Annotated in this window: 17 protein-coding genes; 6 read left to right on the top strand and 11 right to left on the bottom strand. The window is 60.6% G+C overall.

Annotated elements, in window-relative coordinates; all coding sequences use genetic code 11:
* Together Q9Q94_RS17005 and Q9Q94_RS17010 are read left to right on the top strand one after the other, a co-directional pair.
* A complete protein-coding gene (locus tag Q9Q94_RS17005) occupies nt 1-291 on the top strand; it encodes a DUF202 domain-containing protein (RefSeq protein ID WP_305981330.1) in 291 nt (96 codons plus the stop codon).
* Nucleotides 291-1076, top strand: coding sequence for a pseudouridine synthase (locus Q9Q94_RS17010; protein ID WP_305981331.1), 786 nt, complete (start codon nt 291-293; stop codon nt 1074-1076). Before Q9Q94_RS17005 ends, Q9Q94_RS17010 begins: the two co-directional genes overlap by 1 nt.
* Here Q9Q94_RS17010 and Q9Q94_RS17015 read toward each other — a convergent pair.
* The 7 genes from Q9Q94_RS17015 to Q9Q94_RS17045 all read right to left on the bottom strand — a co-directional run bounded on the left by Q9Q94_RS17015 (nt 1012) and on the right by Q9Q94_RS17045 (nt 10145).
* Nucleotides 1012-1692, bottom strand: coding sequence for a hypothetical protein (locus Q9Q94_RS17015; protein ID WP_305981332.1), 681 nt, complete (start codon nt 1690-1692; stop codon nt 1012-1014). The genes Q9Q94_RS17010 and Q9Q94_RS17015 overlap by 65 nt on opposite strands.
* The gene (locus tag Q9Q94_RS17020; protein WP_305981333.1) at nt 1689-3335 is read right to left on the bottom strand and encodes a tetratricopeptide repeat protein; all 1647 of its coding nucleotides are present in this window, start codon (nt 3333-3335) and stop codon (nt 1689-1691) included. The genes Q9Q94_RS17015 and Q9Q94_RS17020 overlap by 4 nt, the downstream gene beginning before the upstream one ends.
* Before the next feature lie 136 nt (nt 3336-3471).
* The gene (locus Q9Q94_RS17025) at nt 3472-5145 is read right to left on the bottom strand and encodes a tetratricopeptide repeat protein (RefSeq protein ID WP_305981334.1); all 1674 of its coding nucleotides are present in this window, start codon (nt 5143-5145) and stop codon (nt 3472-3474) included.
* Nucleotides 5146-5226: 81 nt separating this feature from the next.
* Nucleotides 5227-6609: a sensor histidine kinase gene (locus Q9Q94_RS17030; protein ID WP_305981335.1), complete on the bottom strand. Its 1383-nt coding sequence runs from the start codon at nt 6607-6609 to the stop codon at nt 5227-5229.
* Nucleotides 6603-7295 carry a response regulator transcription factor gene (locus tag Q9Q94_RS17035; RefSeq protein ID WP_305981336.1) on the bottom strand — a complete coding sequence of 231 codons (693 nt, stop codon included), beginning with the start codon at nt 7293-7295 and terminating at the stop codon, nt 6603-6605. Before Q9Q94_RS17035 ends, Q9Q94_RS17030 begins: the two co-directional genes overlap by 7 nt.
* Nucleotides 7296-7415: 120 nt before the next feature.
* On the bottom strand, nt 7416-7631 hold the full coding sequence (locus Q9Q94_RS17040; protein WP_305981337.1) for a hypothetical protein: 216 nt from the start codon (nt 7629-7631) through the stop codon (nt 7416-7418).
* A 309-nt stretch (nt 7632-7940) separates the two neighbouring features.
* Nucleotides 7941-10145 (bottom strand): bifunctional (p)ppGpp synthetase/guanosine-3',5'-bis(diphosphate) 3'-pyrophosphohydrolase, encoded by a 2205-nt coding sequence (locus tag Q9Q94_RS17045; protein WP_305981338.1) that lies wholly within the window; start codon nt 10143-10145, stop codon nt 7941-7943.
* A 70-nt stretch (nt 10146-10215) separates the two neighbouring features.
* On the opposite strand from Q9Q94_RS17045, the gene Q9Q94_RS17050 reads away from it, so the two are divergent.
* The 3 genes from Q9Q94_RS17050 (at nt 10216) to Q9Q94_RS17060 (ending at nt 12779) form a co-directional block, all read left to right on the top strand.
* Nucleotides 10216-10977, top strand: a complete 762-nt coding sequence (locus Q9Q94_RS17050) for a zinc-dependent peptidase (RefSeq protein ID WP_305981339.1) — start codon at nt 10216-10218, stop codon at nt 10975-10977.
* Nucleotides 10978-11197: 220 nt separating this feature from the next.
* On the top strand, nt 11198-11599 hold the full coding sequence (locus Q9Q94_RS17055; protein ID WP_305981340.1) for a host attachment protein: 402 nt from the start codon (nt 11198-11200) through the stop codon (nt 11597-11599).
* 301 nt (nt 11600-11900) lie between these two features.
* Nucleotides 11901-12779 carry an acyltransferase gene (locus Q9Q94_RS17060; protein ID WP_305981341.1) on the top strand — a complete coding sequence of 293 codons (879 nt, stop codon included), beginning with the start codon at nt 11901-11903 and terminating at the stop codon, nt 12777-12779.
* Nucleotides 12780-12922: 143 nt separating this feature from the next.
* Here Q9Q94_RS17060 and moaE read toward each other — a convergent pair whose 3' ends face one another.
* The 4 genes from moaE to mobB form a co-directional block, all read right to left on the bottom strand.
* Complete coding sequence (moaE, locus tag Q9Q94_RS17065) at nt 12923-13363, bottom strand: molybdopterin synthase catalytic subunit MoaE (RefSeq protein WP_305981342.1); 441 nt, start codon at nt 13361-13363, stop codon at nt 12923-12925.
* Between the two features lies 1 nt (nt 13364).
* Entirely contained in the window at nt 13365-13622 is a 258-nt protein-coding gene (gene moaD, locus Q9Q94_RS17070) for a molybdopterin converting factor subunit 1 (RefSeq protein WP_305981343.1), read from the bottom strand.
* The gene (gene glp, locus Q9Q94_RS17075; protein WP_305981344.1) at nt 13619-14806 is read right to left on the bottom strand and encodes a gephyrin-like molybdotransferase Glp; all 1188 of its coding nucleotides are present in this window, start codon (nt 14804-14806) and stop codon (nt 13619-13621) included. The genes moaD and glp overlap by 4 nt, the downstream gene beginning before the upstream one ends.
* A gap of 63 nt (nt 14807-14869) precedes the next feature.
* Nucleotides 14870-15364 (bottom strand): molybdopterin-guanine dinucleotide biosynthesis protein B, encoded by a 495-nt coding sequence (mobB, locus tag Q9Q94_RS17080; RefSeq protein ID WP_305981345.1) that lies wholly within the window; start codon nt 15362-15364, stop codon nt 14870-14872.
* A 188-nt stretch (nt 15365-15552) separates the two neighbouring features.
* Here mobB and Q9Q94_RS17085 point away from each other — a divergent pair, with 188 nt between their 5' ends.
* Nucleotides 15553-17835, top strand: coding sequence for a sensor domain-containing diguanylate cyclase (locus Q9Q94_RS17085; RefSeq protein WP_305981346.1), 2283 nt, complete (start codon nt 15553-15555; stop codon nt 17833-17835).
* The last annotated feature ends 87 nt before the right edge of the window (nt 17836-17922 follow it).

Genomic DNA, 17922 nt, shown 5'->3' on the forward strand with positions numbered 1-17922 from the left:
GTGACCGAGCAGCCCTACGCGCGCTTCCGGAAAGACGAACTGATCCTGCGTGACGAACTTGCCATTGACCGCACCCTGCTGGCCAACGAAAACACCCTGCTCGCCTATCTGCGCAGCGCGCTGACGCTGGTCATCGCGGGAATCACTTTCATCCACTTCTTTTCTGAAAGCTGGCTGCTCTGGCTGGGCATCGCCCTGATTCCGCTGGGACTGGGGGTTGGCCTGTTCGGAGGCAGGCGCTTTCGGCGCATGCAGCACAACATCGACAGTGTGCGCAAGCGCGCGAACTGATGCTCGACGTCATTTTTCGCGATGAACATCTGATCGCGATTCACAAACCCGCCGGCCTGCTTGTGCATCGTTCCGAAATCGATCGGAGCGAGACGCGCTTCGCGATCCAGTTGCTTCGCGACCAGATCGGGCAAAGGGTTTTTCCTGTTCACCGGCTGGATCGTGGCACCTCCGGCGTCCTGCTCTTTGCACTGACTCGCGAAGCACTGGTAGCTGCCAACCGGGCCTTTGAACTCAACGAAGTCGATAAAACTTACCTGGCCGTCGTACGTGGATGGCCTGATGAACACGGCGAAATTGATCATCCGTTAACACGCCAGTACGACAACCACGAGCATCGCCCGGAAGGTGCGGGCACAGAAGCCCAAAGTGCGCTTACACGCTTCAAGCGACTGGCAGCAGTGGAACTACCCATCGCGGTGGACAGCCATCACTCGACAAGCCGTTATGCTCTGCTACAGCTGTCCCCAAAAACAGGCCGACGTCACCAAATTCGCCGCCACCTCAAGCACATCGCCCACCCGATCATTGGCGATTCCACGCATGGAAAAGGCATTCACAACCGCATGTTCGCAGAGCATTTCGGTTGCCGGAGAATGTTGTTGATGTGCGACACGCTAAATCTTGTTCACCCCGTTTTGCATACTCGCCTTGAGTTATGCGCAGCCACTGACGAAACGTTTGAAAGCGTTCTGACTTCTCTTGGCTGGCAACGACCGCCTAGCGAATCCAGATCTTTTGATCCGGCAGGATTTGCACGGCAAAATCAGCGTTTTTCGGAATAGTAGAGCGAAATTCCGAGTAGCGGTCCCCGGTAAACTGTTTCAGTATTCCCGTAAAAGGCAGGAATCTTTCTGCCGTCATATTGCAAAAGGTTGTTGGATCCCTCTGCGACAACAGACGCAGCGCACCAAACTGGTCTGAACAAATAACCTGCAAGGCGGACTCCGGAAACGCCTGGCTTTCACACCACGCAGCCCACCAGCCGTACTCCAGCCCCAGCAAGCCCCGGAACATCTTCCTGCTGAACAGATAGGCGTCGGACTCGACATGAATGATCTTGTCGCAAGACAAGGCCCGTGCAATCGAGGCAGATGCCAGAAAACTCCGCCACCACCCCGGATAAGACAGCAGACCACTCCTGCCCAAACGCTCTTCAAACCTGAACATGAATGGTCCCTTCACTGCCGGAGACAACCCATCCAAACTGGTGTAAACAGGAAGAGTCTGCTTGTTCGGAACGTATGGCGAGCCATCGTCTATGAAGCACATCACGCATTCGTCGCCAGCCAGTTGCCGATGATGAGACAGCCACCTGGCATACCGATTCCGCCACGAATCCATATCCTCGATGTAACTCGTGCAAAACAACAACACCCTGCTTTTTTTATTCGTCATCATCTGCCCTGCAACACCGCCGAGATGTGATCAACGACGGGAATCCAGTCATTCGGAGAAGGCTGTCTGAAAAGACGGGCCGTCGGATACCACGGACAATCATCGCGCCCAATCATCCAGCGCCAATCAGCCGCAAAAGGAAGCATGATCCAGACAGGTTTTCCCAATGCTCCCGCCAGATGAGCCACTGATGTATCAATGGAAACAATAACGTCCATGCAGGAAACCAGTGCGGCGGTATCCGCAAAATCATCCAACTCTTTGTCATACAAAAAAAGATTTGAAAATCGACCTAACACGGTTCTGTCACCATCACCGACCCCCTTTTGAATGCAGAAATAGTCGTTGCCTTCATGGATCAGCTTCTCCAGCATTGATATCGGGAGATTTTTGTTCCCTTTTGTGGTGGTTGCCCAGATCAGTCCGATACGCCGCCGCCCAACAGCCGGGATCAAGTTTTGCCATTTCTCCAATATCTCGTGGGGAGCAGAAAGATATGCAGAGCCATCCGGAATCTGGTCAACCCTTGTCCTCAGCAGTCGCGGCAAACTCAGGAGCGGACAGTGCAGATCAAATTCCGGCAGTTCCGCACCTTTCGCCACGATCTGACTCACGCCCTCAAGTGAGGAAAGCAGCTTCACTAAAGAACCCTGGACTTCAAGCACAACCCTTGCACCAAGATCGGCCACCAGTCTGGCGTAACGGCAAAATTGCAAGGTGTCGCCAAAGCCTTGTTCGGCATGCAGCAGGATAGTCCGACCATCCAGGGACTCGCCCTGCCACTGCGGCTGTTTGAAATCCCTTATCCAGTTCTTTCGCTGTTCCTTCCAGCGCCATTCGTACTTCTCCCAGCCCGTCTCGTATTCGCCGATCTTCAAACGACACAAGGCTTCGTTCCAATGCGCATCCGCGTAGCCGGGAGAAAGTTTCTGCGCTTGCAGGTAGTGTTCCAAGGCCAGCGGAATCAGGCCTTTTTCTTCCAGCACAACACCTCGGTTGACCAACGCAGGAACATGATCCGGCTCGACCTCCAGAATGCGATCATAGATCTTCAACGCATCGTCGAGTTGCCCGAGCTTTTCCAGAGCACTGGCTTTGTTCACCTGTGCGTCGACGTGCCCTGGTTCAATAGCCAGCACTCGATCAAAGTAAGTTATAGCCTCCGCGTATTTTTCCGCCTTCCACAGTATCGACCCGCAATTGTTGAGCGCATCAGCATACATAGGCTGGAATTGAAGAACCCTCAGAAAACTCTCAAATGCATCCTGAGTTCGCCCCATGTCACGCAGAAGATTGCCCCGGTTGAAATGCGCCTCGACTACATCTGGCGCGATCGCGATTGCACGGTCATAAGTTTCCAGCGCCTCTTCATGTCGCCCAAGGCGCCGCAATGCAAGCCCCAGGTTGACATGCGCCGCAGCAAATCCGGGGTTCAGGGTTAGCGCCTGGCCTATCCACCGGACAGCCGACTCATCATCACCTGCATCACTGCACAGCAGCCCCAGCAGATGCAAAGCATCAACCTGACGCGGGTCTATCTGCAGAACGGCCTGATAGAGTTGCCTGGCTTCCACGTAACGCCCTGTCTGATGCGAGGCAAAGGCTTTCGATAGCAGCCCAAAAACCACAGGCGATTGTGTATTCATCTTGAACATCTGCACGAATTGAAGATCGGCAATTATTGGTGAAGGTCGGAGAGATGAGAGCGCGTATGCTCAAGAGCGAACTAGGCAACAAGTTCTCATAATGGCGATTTTTCTTGAATGCACATAGAGCCTCTCGTCAATGAATATCCAAACCCTTTATCGCCTCAGCCAACCCCTTAAGTACGGGTGACCAATCACCTGAATCGGTCTGTCTCAACAGCCTGGCCGTCGGATACCAAGGGCTGTCATCCCGTTGTTGCAACCAGCGCCATTCCGCGGGGTAGGGCAACATGACAATGACTGGCTTGGCCATGGATCCAGCCAGATGTGCTACGCCCGTATCAATGGATACGACAACATCCATCAGCGAAACCAGAGCGGCAGTATCACCAAAATCCTGCAGCATCCCTTCAAAAGAAAAAACATTCGGATAGTCGTCCATCCGTAATTTATCTTCTTCACTCACCTCTTTCTGCAATACACAGATCGCGACTTTCTCCCCGAGCGTAGACACCAAGCGTTCCAAGGCGACTCGGCGCTTTGCGTTATTCCGTGTAACCGTATCCCAAACAATACCGATACGCCCGCCTCGATCGGGAACACCATACTGATCCAAGATCCCCCGCCACTTTGAAACAGCAGCCTCCGCAGGAAATACATAAGGTGTTCTGGATGGAATGGTATCAAGTGTCGTTTGCAGTACCCTGGGGAGGCTCATGAGCGGGCAATGCACATCAAACTCGGGCAAGTCATCTCCTCTGGCAACAATATGACTCACACCTTCAAGAGCACCCAGCAGACTCACAAGAGATGGCTGAACCTCCAGAATTACTTTTGCTCCCAAACCGGCGACTAAACTCGCGTAGCGACAAAACTGCAAGGTATCGCCAAACCCTTGCTCTGCGTGCAGCAGAATTGTTCGTTCGTTCAGCGATTCGCCTTGCCATTGCGGTGATTGAAAATTCCTTGTCCAAGCATTTTGCGTCCCTTTCCATCGCCATTCATATTTCTTCCAGCCAATTTCGTATTCTCCGATTTTCAGGCGACACAAGGCTTCATTCCAGTGCGCGTCAGGAATATCAGGAGCAAATTTTTGTGCCAGCAGATAATCGCCCAAGGCTTCCGAATTCAACCCTTTGTCCTCAAAAATGCTGCCTCGATTGACTCGCGCAACAATATGTTCGGGCTGCATTTCAAGCACGCAATCGTAAATGGGCAGCGCTTCGGCAGTTTTGCCAAGTTTTTCAAGTGAACTGGCTTTGTTGACCAGTGCATCAACATGTCTTGCGTCAGCAACAAGCGCCCGATCAAAGTAATCAATCGACTCCTCGTAACGCTCTGCCTTCCACAGTATCGACCCGCAATTATTGAGCGCATCAGCATGCTCTGGCTGATATTGCACAACGCGCAGGAAACTCTCAAATGCATCCTGGGTTCGCCCCATGTCACGCAGAAGATTGCCCCGGTTGAAATGCGCTTCGACTACATCTGGCGCGATCGCGATTGCACGGTCATAAGTTTCCAGCGCCTCTTCATGTCGCCCAAGGCGCCGCAATGCAAGCCCCAGGTTGACATGCGCCGCAGCAAATCCGGGGTTCAGGGTTAGCGCCTGGCCTATCCACCGGACAGCCGACTCATCATCACCTGCATCACTGCACAGCAGCCCCAGCAGATGCAAAGCATCAACCTGACGCGGGTCTATCTGCAGAACGGCCTGATAGAGTTGCCTGGCTTCCACGTAACGCCCTGCCTGATGCGAGGCAAAGGCTTTCGATAGCAGCCCAAAAACCACAGGCGATTGCGGATTCATCGTTGAAGAACAGGAAATGGAAGGTTGCGAATTTTAACGGGAAAGATGGCGTACCAGTACGTACCGCAAGCCCTGGAACAATCAGGAATCGGCCTCTGATGCAAAGCGGACGCGTGCCAGCAGGCCCTGTCCGCCTGGCGCCTCCAGCAACTCCAAGCGCGCCTGATGGCCGGCGGCAATCTCGGCGACGATGGCCAGCCCCAGCCCGCTGCCGGAGCCACGCGTGCCGGGCAGGCGCACAAAGCGTTCGAGTACCTTGCTGTGCAGCTCGGGAGGGATGCCGGGGCCGTTGTCTTCCACTGCGAAGAAGCTGCGGCCTTCCATCTGACCGGCATGCACGGTGACGCGCCCGCCTGCCGGGGTGTATTCAAGAGCGTTGTGGAGCAGGTTCACCATCATCTCGCGCAACAGTAGTGGCGAGCCTTGCACGGGAGCGGCTGCAAGTTCGAAGCCCAGGTCGATCTGGCTGTTGATTGCCCGCGGCACCCACTCATCAACCAGTTCGGCGGCCAATTTCGCCAGATCCACCGGCAGCATGGCATCTGCCACGCTGGCGCCGGGCTCGACCCGCGCCAGCGAAAGCAATTGCACGGCCAGACGCGCCGAGCGCACGGCAGACTCATGAATCTCGCCGAGACGGACACGGTTTTCGGGGTCACGGGTTTCCAGTAGCGCCAGTTCGATGCGCGACTGCAGACCGGCCAGCGGGGTCCGCAGCTGATGCGCCGCGGTCGCGAGAAAGGCCTGCTGGGCCTGATTCGCTTCGCCCAGCTGCTGCATTAGACGATTGACAGCGGAAACCAGCGGACTGATCTCATCCGGTGCATCGCGCAACTTCACCGGCGAAAGATCGCGCGGAGAGCGACGCCCGATCTCGCGCGACAGCCGCACCAGCGGGCGCAAACCACTGCCCAGCCCGAACCACACGAGCGCAAAGGCTACGCTGCCGGCCAGCACAACCGGCACCAGTGCAGAAAGTTGCATGTCCCGGATCAGGCGGCCACGTTTCTTGAGCGTCGCAGCGAGCACCACGCCACACTCGAGCGCACCACAGGCTTTCTTGACCGCCACAGCACGCACCGGGCGATCATTGATCACGGTATCGAAGTAGTAGGGTTCGCCGCGCACGAAATTCACGGCTGGCCACTCGATCCCTTCTTCACCGGCGATCCGCTTGAAACGCTCGTCGAAGGCGGCGTACCAGTTGTAATCCAGTGCATCGGCGTCGAGCAGGGCCGCCGCTTCATCAGACAGCACGAAGTTGATGTCACCGGAATCTTCCACCACCACATGCTCGGCCAGCGCCACGGCCACGTCGCTCATGGCACGGTCGAATTCACGCTGCATCGGACGCACCGCCAGCAGGTACTGCACAAAGGCGCTGGCCAGCAGCAACACCAGCAGGCTGGGCAGCAGGATCAGCGCCAGACGCCGACGCAGGCTGCCGGAGAGGCGCTTCAGCATGCGGCGCCCGGCTCCGAAGCCTCTTCCAGCATGTAACCAAAGCCCCGCACAGTGCGGATGCGCAGACCGGAATCCGCCAGCTTGGTGCGCAACCGGGAAACATAGACTTCCACAGCGTTTTCGCTTACGTCGCCCTCCCAGCCGGAAAGCGAACTGACCAGATGCTCCTTGCTCACCACCTTGCCAAGATTGCGCAGCAGGTATTCGACCAGCTGCCATTCGCGTGCCGGCAGGTCGATCTCCTCGCCAGCCACCCAGGCACGGCGTGCCGCAGCATCCATGACCAGTTTGCCCACCGTGGTCTGAGCCCCGGCGGACTGGCCCCGCGCACGGCGCACCAGCGCCTTGGCGCGTGCCACCATTTCAGGCAGGGCAAAGGGTTTCACCATGTAATCATCGGCGCCCAGTTCGAGCCCATGCACGCGATCGTCAATTGCCTCGCGGCCGGTCAGCACCAGCACCGGCAGGCGCAATTGCGCAGCGCGCACGCGGCGCAGCACTTCAAAACCGTCGATGCCAGGCAGGCCGATGTCCAGCACCATCAGATCGTAATCATCAGCCTGCAGCGAGTTGAGCACCGGCTCACCTTTGCTGGTCCAGTCCACCTGCGCCTCAGCCTGGCTCTGCAAGGCCCGCGAGATCGTGTCGGCCAGCGCCGGATCGTCTTCCACCAGCATTACGCGCATGTCGGCTCCCTGAATTCAATTGACGCTATGGTGCCAGAAAAGCACAGGCGCCCGTGGAGGTAGGCGGGCGCCTGTTTGATGCAAGCCTGCACCGGGACCTCCGGCGCGGGCTGATGAACCTTATTTCTTGGCGGCCGGCTTGGTGACTGGCGCAGAAGCCGCCGGAGCCGGTGTCGCAGCGGGAGCCGAAGCAGCCGCCGGAACAACCGTTTTTTCGGTTTTTTCGATCTTGCCCGCAGCTTTAACCGGGGCAGGAGCAGTTGCCGGCGCATCGGCAGCAAAGGCGGTGGAAGCAGCAAAGGCAACAGCAGCAACGGACAGGATGAACTTGGTCATTTTGCAACTCCTCGTAGCGGGTGATGTTCCGGACCGGCGTGATTGCCTGTCCGACACCTGCAGATTACGTATCGAAGCTGACCGAAACCTGAGGGGAAGCTGACAGCCACCTGACGCTAGCCACGTGCGTTCGAGGGAGCTGAAGCCCGGCGCCTGACAAGAGTCTTCAGCATCGGAGCGCCAAGACCCGCGCCAGTCAAGCCTTTATGGCATGCCTATCTGCAGGAGTACGCCGCAAGCGGCTTTCCGGGCATCCTGAAAAAGCAATAGCGCAGGCGGAAACGCCCGCTCGACACGGGCGCCGCGTTCCTAGCCCCGACTGACCGACACCACCCCCTGCACTTCACCAATCTGCTGGATGGCGCGCTGGACGGGTTCGGTGCCAGTCACTTCAATGGTGAAGCGCATGTGGGCACGGCCGGATTTCGACACGGTATTCACGCCGATGACATTGAGCTTGTCACGCGTGAATACATCCGAGATATCGCGCAGCAGACCGGGGCGGTCATGTGCCTCCAGTGCAATATCGACCGGGAACACTTCGTTGTGTTGCTTGGCGTGCGTGGCGTGCGTCCCCCACTCGGCCGGCACGATGCGCTCCGGATGGTGGCGGGCGATGTTCTGGAAGCTGGAGCAATCAGAACGGTGAATCGACACACCGCGCCCGCGTGTGACGAAGCCCTGGATCGCATCCGGTGGCACCGGCTTGCAGCACCGCGCCAGTTGCGTCAGCAAGCGTCCGACCCCCACCACCAGCACCTTGTCTTCCGAACTGGGCTTGTGGCTTTGACGAATGATCAACTCCGGCTCGGGCGCGACAGGCACCTCGGGCAGCACGGCGTTGTGGATCTGACGCCCGCTGATGTCCCCGCGTCCGACCGCCAGATAGAAGCTGTGCGTATCCTTGAAGCCGAGCTTGCTGGCCAGATCATCCTGATTGGCCTGGGTCATGCCGCCGCGCTGCAGTTCCTTGAGGACAATGGCTTTGCCATGCGCAGCGGTTTCCTCCTCCTCCTGCTGCACGAACCAGCGCCGCACCTTGGCACGCGCATTCGAGGTAACGAGGTAGCCCTGCTGCGGGTTGAGCCAGTCGCGCGAAGGCCCGCCCTGCTTGGCGGTGACAATCTCGACCTTCTGCCCGCTCTGCAGGGGCGTGTCCAGCGGCACCATCTGACCATCGACCTTGGCACCGCGGCAGCGATGGCCCAGATCGGTGTGCAGGCGATAGGCGAAGTCGATCGGCGTGGCGCCGGCGGCGAGGTCAATCACGCGCCCCTGCGGCGTCACCACATACACCGTGTCGTCGAGCGCGGCAGCCTTGGTGTGCTCTTCCCACATGGCGCCGTCGGTGACCTCGTCACGCCAGCTCAGCAGATTGCGCAACAGGGCGATCTTCTCGTCGTAATCCGAGCCGCCGTCCTTGGCGCCTTCCTTGTAGCGCCAGTGCGCCGCCACGCCCATCTCGGCATGGCGATGCATGTCGCGGGTGCGGATCTGCACTTCCATCGAACGTCCGTCGGCGGTGCGCACGGCGGTATGCAGGGACTGATAGTTGTTGCCCTTGGGTTTGAGGATGTAGTCGTCAAACTCCTTGGCAATCGGCTCCCACAGTTCATGCACCAGGCTCAGCACGGCATAGCAGTCGCGCACTTCGTCGACCAGCACGCGCAAGGCGCGCACGTCATAGACCTGATCGAAGTCGACGTTCTTGTTACGCATCTTGTTCCAGATGCTGTAGATGTGCTTGGGGCGGCCATACACCTCGGCTCCCGTCACACCGATCGCTGCGACGTCATGTTTGAGCCGGTCGATCGATTCGGCGATGAATGCCTCGCGCTCCACGCGGCGCTCGTCGAGCTGTTTGGCAATTTTCTTGTAGGTGTCCGGCTCCAGAAAGCGGAAGGACAGATCCTCCAGCTCCCACTTCAGTTGCCACACCCCCAGGCGATTGGCCAGCGGGGCGTAGAGATCCATGCTCTCGCGGGCGATGTCGAGATTGGTGCATTCCTTGTGGGCGGCGAAATGGCGCAGGGTCTGCACGCGGGAGGCCAGGCGCAGCAACACCACCCGGATGTCTTCGGCCAGCGCCAGCACCATCTTGCGCAGCACTTCGGTCTGCGCGCGCAAATCGGCCGGCGTGCCGGTTTCGGTGCGCGAAGTCATCTGCAACCGGTTCAGCCGCCGCAAGCCTTCAGCAAGCTTGGCAATCAGAGGGCCGAAGGCTTCCTCGATATGTTCGTCGGCCTTGGCATCGAATTCATGCAGTGCAAACAACAGCGCGGCGACCCGTGCATCCGCATCCAGCCGCAGCGAAACCGCGATCAGGGCCATGCCTAGCGCGTGTTCCCATACCCCTTCGCCGCTGGAGAGCTGGCGATCGCCATAGCAGGATTGGGCAAGCTCGACGGCACGCGCCAGCATGCTGCGCGACTCGGGCGGCAGACCTGCGGCGAGAACTTCGTCAAAAGGGGTTTCGCCATCGGTATTGGCGACTGAGTGCTGAACGGAAACCATGCGCCGGATTATCCCACACCGGCCCCCGGCTTCTCGCTACCCTATGGGGAAAACCTGACCCGCCCGCCCCATGTTTGCCGCCCTGTTTGCCAGATTTTTCCAGCGCACCGACCGCACCGCCAGCGTAGCCGCCAGCCTGTGGCAGGCCGTTGAAGCCAGCCTGCCCTGCCTCGCCCATCTGAATCCTGAAGAACGCCAGGCACTGCGCGAGATGGCGCTGGACTTCCTGGACCACAAGGTTTTCAGTGGTGCAGCGGACTTCGAGCCGGACAATTTCGCGCGCCTGTCGATTGCCCTGCAGGCCTGCCTGCCGGTGCTCAAGCTGGGACTTGAGGCTTACGCCGGCTGGCGCGGGATCATCGTGTATCCGGGCGACTTCATCATCCCGCGCCGCGAAGTCGACGAGAACGGCCTGCTCCACGAATATGAAGAAGACGCTTTGGGTGAATCCTGGGACGGCGGGCCGGTGGTGCTCTCCTGGTTCGATGACCCGGCCGATTACGCAGGCGCCAATGTCGTCATCCACGAATTCGCCCACAAGCTGGACATGCTCGCCGGCGAGCCCGACGGCATGCCTCCCCTGCATGCCGGCATGAACGTGGAGGCCTGGCGGGAAGCCTTCGATGCGGCGTATGAAGACTTCTGCCAGCGTGTCGACGCGGAGGAGAACACCGAGCTCGATCCCTACGCCGCTGAACACCCGGCGGAGTTCTTCGCGGTCGCCTCGGAAGCCTTCTTCACCGCGCCGGACGAGCTTTTCCGCGACTACCCTGCCGTATACCGGCAACTGGCGGCCTTCTACAGGCAGGACCCGCGCAAAGCCACGCCCTGAGCGCGTCTCCCGGGCATAGCCAAATTTGATTGGCTTCCGCCCTGAACGGCTTCCTAGGCTGATAGACCGGGCAAAACTCCAGTTCCAGACAGAGACGAGACACGAAGACGAGCCGCTGACAGTGCTGTAGCACGGCCAGGCGAAGTCGACAAAGTATCGTCTCTGTCTGGGGCTGGAATAACAGGCCCGGTCATCCCGTCTCACTTCCAAGGAGCTTCCCATGTCGATTACCTGGATCGTCGTTGCCAACGCCCGTCATGCCCGCATCTTTGCCCAGAATGGCCCGAACAAAGCCCTCGAACTGGTGCAGGAATCCGCGCTGGACGAAGACGCGACGGCGATGCCGGAATCCGTCGGGCGGGCCTCTCCACGGCGAGGGCAGCCCGAGCGCAACGGGGCGCGCAGCTTTGCCCACCAGATCGGCAGCGAGCTGTGCAGCGGACGAAGTCGAGGGCGCTTCAGTCGGGCCATCCTCGTCGCGCCACCCGCCTTCATGGGCATGCTCAACGCCGAGCTGGACGCACCCACCGCGTCGCTGGTCAGCAGCCGCCTGGACAAGGATTACACCCGCAGCCAGACTCAGGAACTCAGCGGACACCTGAGCCAGTGCCTGTGCATCTGAGGGCTTAGGGATCGCTCCGGAGAGCCGCTTCTGTCAAGGCTCTCCGGCTTGACTGCTTGAAGACCCTCACTGGACAAGCCTCTGCGGCATACCTGCCTGAAGAGTTCCGCCAGAAGCGGCTCTCCGGGCCAACAGGAAAACACACCTCACACATGGCCGCCAGATGAATCCGGCCCGGCCAAAACCCCGTACCGGCGCCCGCTCACGGAAACTTTAGCCCGCACGCAAACCTCAGAACGCGGAACTCCGCCACCGGCGGCTGTAGAATCGCACCCTGATCTTCACTCGCGGTTCCTTCCACATGCTGCGCTGGCTTCCCGCCCCCCTCAAGGCCCTGTTCGTCGCTCTGGCGATTGCCCTCAACACCCTGACGGTGTTCGTCGCCTTCATCCCGTTTGCGCTGCTCAAGCTGTGCATCCCCTTGCGCCCGCTGCGCGTCTTCGCCGACCGTTGCCTGACCGCGTTGGCCGATGCCTGGGTGCGCGTCAATGGTCTGTGGATGAGCGCCATCGAGCGGCGTGACTGGCAGATTTCCGGCACCGACAAGCTGCATCTCAAGGGCTGGTATCTGGTGAGCTGCAATCACCAGAGCTGGGCAGACATCCTCATCCTGCAGCGGGTCTTCCTCGGCAAGATTCCGTTCCTGAAATTCTTTCTCAAGAAAGAACTGATCTACATCCCGGTCATCGGCCTGGCATGGTGGGCACTGGATTTCCCCTTCATGCGCCGCGGCGGCAAGACGCTCTCGTCAGCCGCTGCCGACATGGCCACCGCACGCAAATCCTGCGAAAAATTCCGCCACATCCCGACCTCGGTGATCAATTTCGTCGAAGGCACGCGCTTCACCGCCGCCAAACATCAGCAGCAGAAGTCGCCCTACACGCACCTGCTCAAACCCAAGAGCGGTGGCGCTTCAATCGCCTTGGGCACCATGGGCGAGCTGTTCGAAGCCCTGCTCGACGTGACCATCGTCTACCCCGATGGCGTGCCCTCTTTCTGGCACGTCATGACCGGGCGCATGGGCCGCGTGCTCGTGACCGTCAACAAGGTCGCGATTCCGGCCGAGTTCATTGGTGAAGCCGCCAGCCGCGATCCGCAATACCGCTCGAAGATCCAGGCCTGGCTGAATGATCAGTGGGCAGACAAGGATCGCCACATCGGCGAATTGCTGGGTCGCTGAAGCGGGATCACTGAAGAGCCTCTTCCGGCAAGCTTCTGCAGGCAGGCTTGTTGCAAAACAGCGCCCAGCGCGGAGTTCCCGAATGCCTGCTGAAGAGCAGCACGACATGCGGCTCTGCGGGCGGGTCGATGTGCAGGACGGCTTTACGCCCAGCGCGCCAGCGCGGCTTCGTCACTGTCGCGGGCATCCACCCAGCGCGCGCCCTCGGGGGTTTCTTCCTTCTTCCAGAACGGGGCACGAGTCTTCAGATAGTCCATGATGAAAGCGCAGGCTTCGAAGGCGGCAGCGCGATGGCTGCTGGCGACGCCGACGAAGACAATGCGTTCGCCGGGCAGGAGCCGGCCGACACGATGGATTACACGCACGGCCTGCAGCGGCCAGCGTGCTTCGGCCTGAGCCACGATGCCGGCCAGGGCTTTCTCGGTCATCGCCGGATAGTGTTCAAGGCTCATGGCGACAAGCCCGCCATCGCCACGCACCAGACCGAGAAAAGTGGCGATGGCACCGATATCGCTGCGCCCGGCAGAGAGAGCTGCGGTTTCAGCGGCGAGATCGAAGTCTTCGTGCTGCACGCTTACCGCCATATCAGCCTCCGGTTACGGGCGGGAAAAAGGCGATTTCATCACCCTCTGCCAGCGGGCTGGCAGCCTGCGCCAGGCTCTGGTTGACGGCCGCCCGCACGGCTTTGTCCGGAGCCAATGCACTCCAGTCACCGCCGCGCGCGCACAGCCATTCACGCAAACCGCCCGCCGTGGTGACGCCAGCCGGCAAGCTTTCCAGCGTTTCTTCGGCGCACCCCAGTGTTTCACGCAGGCTGGCGAAGTAGAGGATCTTCACGCTCACAGCGCACCTCCGAAAGGAATGAAGGCAACCGTATCGCCGGGCTGGATCACCTGTCCCGGCGGGTTGCTGACGAAGCCGTCGGCCCAGGCGCAGGAGCTGAGCACGCCACTGCCCTGCTTCGGGTAGAGATCCAGCCCGCCTGCGGCATTACAGCGCACACGCAGGAATTCGCGCACCGGGCCGGCCTTGGGCCAGGCGAAATCGGCGCGCACCGCCAGCGGCCGCGGCAGCACCTCGGCCTCGCCCTGGCGCCGGCGGATGTAGGGCTGCGCGAGCATCAGGAAAGTGGCGAAGCTGGAGACGGGATTGCCCGGCAGGCCGATGAAGGGCGTATCGGCGACGCGCCCCAGCGCAAAGGGCTTGCCGGGCTTGATGGCGACCTTCCAGGTATCCAGCGCGCCTTCCGCCTGCACGGCGGCCTTGACGTGATCTTCCTCGCCCACCGACACTCCGCCACAGGTGAGCACCAGATCGTGGTCTGCAGCGGCCGCACGCAAGGCGGCACGGGTGGCGGCAAGATCATCCGGGATGATGCCCAGATCGGTAACGGCACACCCCAGCGCCCCGAGCAGGCCGTGCAGCACGTAGCGGTTGGAGTTGTAGATCTGGCCGGGCCCGAGCGGCGCGCCAGGCATCACCAGTTCGTCGCCAGTGAAGAACACCGCCACCCGCAAGGGCACAAACACCTCGACCTGCGCCACGCCGATCGACGCGAGCAAGCCCATGTGTGCCGCGCCGAGCCGCGTGCCGGCGGGCAGCACTTCTGCACCGATGGCAATGTCTTCGCCGGCACGGCGGATGTTCTCACCGGATTTCGGAGCGTGCTCGATGCGTACGTCCGCATCGTCGGCCACGCATTTTTCCTGCATCACCACGGCGTCCGCCCCGGCGGGGATCGGCGCGCCGGTGAAGATGCGTGCGACCGTGCCCGGCCGCAAGGGCTGCGGGCTGCTGCCGGCGGGAATGCGCTGGCTGATCGCGAGTACCGAGCCGGCCTTCACGTCGTCCAGGCGCAGGGCATAGCCATCCATGGCGGAGTTGTCGGCCGGCGGCACGTTGAGCGTGGCACAGACCGGCACGGCGAGCACCCGACCCAGTGCCAGATGCGTGGTCAGGCTTTCACGGCGGACGGGCGGCTGCGCTGCCGCGAGCAGGGTTTCGAGCGCGTGTTCGTAGCTGAGCATGTTCGTGGGGAGCGTGGAGTCGAAAATCGGATTTTTGAGAAGCGTGGCAACGGCTTCCTTGATTCAGGCCAGTTCCGTAAACCGCAGGATGTAAGCGGCAATCGCCGGCGGGTCATTCAGGTCCAGCACGGGCAGCTCGACGGCCAGCGGGGCATCACTGGCAATGGCCACCACATTGGGGAATTCGGTGTGAAAGAAAGGTTTGCCTACAGCGGGGCGATGCACTTCGATCTTGGGCAGTTCAGCCGACTTGAAACCTTCCACCAGCACCAGGTCGCAAGGCGACAGATGCGACACCAGCTCGGCCAGCGTGGGCTGGTCTTCATCACGCAATTCGCGCATCAGCGCCCAGCGCGCCGCACCCGCCAGCATCACCTCGGAGGCGCCAGCCTCGCGGAAGCGAAAGGAATCCTTGCCGGGGCGGTCGATGTCAAATCCGTGGTGGGTGTGCTTGACCAGTGAAACTTTCAGTCCGCGTGCCGTAAACAAGGGAATGAGATGTTCAATCAGGGTCGTCTTGCCTGAACCGGACCAGCCGGAAATACCGAAGAGCTTCATGAGGAGACTCCAGACGTGATGCCGGATTGTAAGCGCAGCAAGCAGCTGCGCGCTCGGGAAGCCGCCTTTCTGCCGCCCCCCGGCAATGGCTGCAGCGGAAACAGTGACTTTCGGGCGTCCACCACCCTTGCAGGCAGGCCGGCTGCTAGGCTGCTGGCGTCCCTTGGTTTGCCTTGCCGATGATCCCCTTGACCCGCAAACGTGCTCTGGTCGCAGCCAGCTATTGCGGCACAGCGCTCGCCTGTGCCGGGGTGGCGCACATCCTGCAATGGCCGGCGTGGCTCACGGGTCTGCTCTGTGCCGTGCTGGCCATGCTGGTGCCGGCCTGGCGCCTGTCGCAGGAGCGTACCGAGGCGGCGCGGCGCCAGGAGCAGACGCAAGCCTTCGTGCAGCGCCTGCTGGATGTGATCCCGGAGCCGGTTTACATCAAGGATGAACAGGGGCGCTACACACTCATCAATGAAGCCTTTGCACACCGGCGCAACCAGAACGCCAGCACCATCATCGGCCGTACGGCAGCGGAACTGGCTCCCGACCCCGACACGGTGAAGCTGGTTTCCGACGAAGATGCGCGGGTGCTGGCCGGCGCCACGGTTTACAAGGAAGACCGGGTCCGCAATCCGCTCACCGATGAAATCCAGTACCGCATCGTGACCAAGGGGGCCTGTCTGAATGCTGAAGGCCAGCGCGTGATCATCGGCGCCAACTTCGACATCACCGGCATGCGCGTCGCCGAGCTACAGGTGCAGGCGGCGCTGAAGCACCAGACGGCGGTAGCCGAACACACGCACACTTTCATCCAGCACATCCTCGACGTGATTCCGTACCCGATGTACGTGCGGGATGCGCAAAGCCGCTACCAGATCGTCAATGCCGCCTTCGTGCAGGAACGCGCCCTGCCACGTGAGGAAGTCATCGGCCTGTCTCCCATGGATCTGGCGCCAGACACCCCGCAAGCGCGTCGCTCCATGGAGGAAGACCGGGCCATCCTTGCCGGCAGTTCGCTGCAGAAGGAAGAGGGTGGCCAGCATCCGGCCACCGGCGAACTCTACTTCCAGCGAGTCATCAAGGGGCGCTGCACCGATAGCGGAGGCAAACCGGTCATCGTCGGCGTGAACATCGACATCACTGAACTGCGCAGCTCCGAACTCAAGCTGACGACAGCCCTGGAGCAACAGCGCGAGCACCACCAGCACACTCTGGAATTCGTGCAGCGCGTGCTCGATCTGCTGCCTTACCCTGTGTATGTGAAGGATGCCCAGAGCCGCTACCTGATGGTCAACGAAGCCATGGCGCGCGACCATTTCATGCGCCGCGAGCAATTGATCGATCACATGGGGCTCACCGAATCAGCCAGCCCGGATCTGGTACGCAAGTTGTTTGAAGAAGACGGTGCAGTCCTCGCCGGTGAGCGAATCCTGCGCGAGGATCATGGCCAGCATCAATACACCGGGCGTGAAACCTTCCGCATCATTTCCAAAGGCACCTGCGCCAACGCACTGGGTGAGCCGGTGATTGTCGGCGCCATCGTGGACCTGACCGATCTGCGTCTGGCTGAACGCGAACTGAAATCCGCTTTCGAGCGGGAGGTGCAGTTGCGCGAACGCACCCAGGAATTCCTCCAGCGCCTGATTGATGTGATTCCCGATCCGTTCTATGTGAAGAAGGCCGGCGGCCTGTACCTCATGGTCAACGATGCCTTCGCCAACTATCACGGCGTATCCAAGCAGCAGATCGTCGCCACGGGGTTGCCCACAAACAATCGTCCCGCCACCCGGATGCAGTCCAGCCAGGAGGATCAGGAAGTGCTCGCGGGGCGGGAGGTTTTCAAGGAAGAGCACACCAGCCGCGAAACTACCGGTGAGGAAGTCTTTCGCATTGTCTGCAAACGTCGCAGCGTGTACTTCGACGGCCAGCCGGTCGTTGTCGGCATCGACCATCACATCACCCAGTGGCGGGTGGCCGAGCGCGAACTTCAGCGCCTGGCACAGGAAGATGCGCTGACCGGGCTTTCCAACCGGCGGCACTTCCACACCGAAGCCGCCCACGCAATCGCCCGCGCCAAACGCTACAGCGAGGCACTGTCACTGCTGATGCTGGATCTGGATCATTTCAAGCAGGTCAACGACAGCTGGGGCCACCAGGTCGGCGATGAGGTGCTGGTCGAAACCGTGCGGCGCATCCGCAAAAGCCTGCGCAACACGGACATCCCGGCTCGCTGGGGTGGCGAGGAATTCATCGTGATGCTGCCTCACACTGCAACTCGCGAGGCCATGCAGGTCGCCGAGCGCCTGCGCCAGCATCTGGCCGAAACCCCGATCATCACCAGCGCTGGCGGGCTGGCCGTCACCGTCAGTGTGGGGGCCGTACAGTGGCTACGCGATGAACCGCTGGCTCATCTGGTCTCGCGTGCCGACGCCGCGCTGTATCGTGCCAAGGAAGAGGGGCGCAATCAGGTCGTCATGCTCTGAGCCCCCCCCCCCGCAAGCCGCATCGGACAACACTCTTCAGCACCATGGCCTGAAGACCCTTACCCAAAGCCATTCTGCAGCACGACC

Origin of the sequence: Uliginosibacterium sp. 31-16, assembly GCF_030730865.1 — a bacterium.
Taxonomy (GTDB): Bacteria; Pseudomonadota; Gammaproteobacteria; order Burkholderiales; family Rhodocyclaceae; genus Uliginosibacterium.